This window comes from Mycobacteriales bacterium, assembly GCA_036497565.1.
Taxonomy (GTDB): Bacteria; Actinomycetota; Actinomycetes; order Mycobacteriales; family QHCD01; genus DASXJE01.
This window is the reverse complement of sequence record DASXJE010000223.1, coordinates 1-2,797: the sequence shown is the minus strand read 5'-3', so window position 1 is coordinate 2,797 and position 2,797 is coordinate 1. Positions and strand designations below refer to the sequence as shown.

Annotated in this window: 4 protein-coding genes; all 4 read right to left on the bottom strand. The window is 67.6% G+C overall.

What is annotated here, in order from left to right; genetic code table 11:
• A partial coding sequence (locus VGH85_18070; GenBank protein ID HEY2175717.1) for a hypothetical protein occupies positions 1–645 on the bottom strand: 645 nt, incomplete at its 3' end.
• A 397-nt stretch (positions 646–1,042) separates the two neighbouring features.
• Positions 1,043–1,888, bottom strand: coding sequence for an SMP-30/gluconolactonase/LRE family protein (locus VGH85_18065; protein HEY2175716.1), 846 nt, complete (start codon positions 1,886–1,888; stop codon positions 1,043–1,045).
• Positions 1,889–2,006: 118 nt separating this feature from the next.
• On the bottom strand, positions 2,007–2,252 hold the full coding sequence (locus VGH85_18060) for a hypothetical protein (GenBank protein ID HEY2175715.1): 246 nt from the start codon (positions 2,250–2,252) through the stop codon (positions 2,007–2,009).
• Between the two features lie 133 nt (positions 2,253–2,385).
• A partial coding sequence (locus VGH85_18055; protein HEY2175714.1) for an alpha/beta hydrolase occupies positions 2,386–2,797 on the bottom strand: 412 nt, incomplete at its 5' end.

Sequence of the window (2,797 nt, the reverse complement as noted above, 5' to 3'; positions counted from 1 at the left end):
GCCGAGGAGGGCGGTGCTGTGTAGCAAGTGGTACGGGATGTAGCCGAGCCACCCCTGCTTCGCCGCTACGTGGAGGGGCCGGACCCCCGCGGCCAGGAAGCCGAAGTCCTGATCGAAGCCATCCGCCAGGCCGTAGTGGGTGGGCTGGGAGAGGGCGGAGAGCACGAAGTCCCGGTCGGCGGGGTCGAGGGAGGTGAGCACGTAGCGGTAGACGGCCACCGTGTCCTGGGCCGAGATCATCGACTCGCCCCACTGGTCGGAGTCGGTCGGCAGGGAGGTGTCGCGCAGACCGGCCAGCCCGATGATCTGGCTCAACGCGTGCATTCCGTCGAACTCCGCCCACAGGTCGTCCATCGCCTCGTCGTCGCTGCCGGACAGTGCCCGTCGGATCCGCTCCCGGTCGTCGGTGTCGAAGGCGATCCGGCCCTGCTCCTGCTGGTGCAGCAGGTCGGCGATGACAAAGAGCTTGACCACCGACGCAGACATGATCGGCGTGTCGGCGTAGCGGCCGAGTACCAACTCGTGATTTGCCCGGTCGTAGACCGCGACCGCATAAAGCGCCGCGTCGTCAGGGTCTCCCGCGGACTGGTCCCCGTTCAACTCGTCCACGGCTTCGACTGCGAGCCGGGCCAGGGCCGGTTTCACCAGGAATGGCCTCGGTGTCGGCGACGGTGTGGGAGTGGGAGTGGCGGTCGCCGACGTCAACCCGGCAGGCCGCAATGCGCTCGAGGCCCCGCTGCGACGAGCCCGCGCCGCCGTCGAGAGCCGCGGGCGGGCACCCGGCAGGCGCGTCCGACCTGGCGCCGGACCGCACGCCGCCACTCCCGCCAGGCCACACACAGCGATCACCACAACGAGCCGGGGGAACCGCAGTCGCCCTGCCCTGCGCAGCCGGACCTTCATCGACCACCCGCCCCCGAGCCCAGCGGACTCCCTGGAGAAGCTAAGCACTGGCGGGGTACGGAGGCGCCCGTATTTACAATCCTCAGCGTTTCCGGGTCGACCGATCGATCCGACCCGGCAGCTACCCCGCGGCTCGCGCCTAGGGTCGGCCGGTCCCGGCCACCGAGACCGGAAGGGTCAGGATCTCCCCGGTGCGGGGCCCGTCGGTCAACCGCTGGAGGTTGGCGGTGATGCTGTCGGACGACCGCCATTCTGCGGTCATGATGAACAACGTCCGCCGGTCCGGGCCGCCAAGCATCAAGGCGAACGGCGCTCGGTTCTCGCGCAGTTCCACGCGTTGCAGGACTTTGCCGCCGTCGGCGACGCGGACGATCGAGGACCCGCCCGTGGAGACCCAGACCGAGCCCTCGACGTCCAGGCAGATGCCATCGGGGCCGAGACGGTCGGCGAAGACTCGCCGGTTGGACAGCCCTCCGTCCGCGTCGATATCGAACGCCGTGAGCCGGCCGGCGAACGACTCGGAGATGATCAACGTTCGGTCATCAGGCGTAATGACCATGCCATTGGGGAATTCGATTTCGTCAGCGACCTGACGTAGTTGCCCATCCGGCGCGACGAGCTTGATGTAGCCAGGCTTGGGTGCCTCGCCACCCGCGAAGTTGAAGTCCGCGCCATTGAGATAGATGTTGCCGCGCCCGTCAACGACGATTTCGTTCGCAGGTTGCTCGGCGACGGTGAACATCGACCCGTCCGGTTCTTGGCGGCGCAGTTTGTCTCCGGTCACCAGCAGCCTGCCGTCGGGCAACCAGTCGATGGAATACCCCATCGGCCGTCCTGCCCGTACGGATGTGACCTCCCGCCGGCCGGTGACGTCGACGGCCACCACCTGCCGGTCGATCCAGTTGCAGAACCAGAGTCGGCCGTCGTGCCAGCGGGGCGACTCGGGTATTCCTAGGCCGCTCAGCAGCACCTTCGGCTCGGACATGGCGCCTCCTCGATTCGTCGGGATGTAGTCGGCCGGCCGGTGGGGCCGGCGCTACCCACTACACGAACGAGAGCCGCCGGATTCGACAGGTCGAGCCGATCCGGTCCGCGGTGCGTAGTTAGTGCTCAGCGTCGATGAGGTCGACGCTGGTTACCTTTGCTGGATCGATCTCCGCTCCGGCCGCCTGGTCGGAGTTGTCCGGAGCCCAGGTCATCAGCGGTGCCTCGATTTCCACTGCGTGCTCGATCTCCTGGATGAGCGCTTCGCGGGCTATTTCCGCCTCCGCGGCCGGGTAGCCAGGCAACTCGATTCGGACCGGCGGCTCGCCGTCGCCGTAATGGACTTCCAGCGCGTAGTTGCTCATACCCTGAGCATCCCCTACCGACTCTGCTGGTGCACCCAAGCCTGGCGAGGATCGTAAGAGGAGATCCCGACTATGCCGAGCGGGCACCCGCGGCGAGCCAGTCGTCGAAGGTAGTGTCACTGCGGCGAGTCAGTCACAGTGACTTCCCCGGGGAGTCGGTGAAGAAAGAGGCGAGCGCGGCGGCGAGGGCTGCGGGTGCTTCTTCGGCCATGTGGTGGGAGGAGTCGATGCCGTGTCCCCGTACGTCGTCGGCCCACGCCGACCAGACGCCGACGGGGTCGCCGTAGAGGTCTTCGAGGTCGTCGCGCTGGGACCAGACCACCAATGCGGGGCAGGTGACCTTGGTTCCGGCTGCCCGGTCGGCTTCCTCGTGCCGGCGGTCGATGCTCAGGCCCGCTCGATAATCCTCGAGCATGGCGCGGACGACGTCGGGGTCTCGGATAGCGTCGCGCCACTCTGCGTAGTTCTCGTGTCCCATGCGCTCGGGATCGCCGTGGTACCAGCTGTCCGGGTCCGCGTTGATGACCCGCTCAGGTGTCTCCGGT

Excerpts from the sequence above, each read along its gene's own strand:
- VGH85_18065 (HEY2175716.1), bottom strand. The coding sequence starts at position 1,888 with ATGTCCGAGCCGAAGGTGCTGCTGAGCGGCCTAGGAATACCCGAGTCG.
- VGH85_18060 (HEY2175715.1), bottom strand. The coding sequence starts at position 2,252 with ATGAGCAACTACGCGCTGGAAGTCCATTACGGCGACGGCGAGCCGCCG.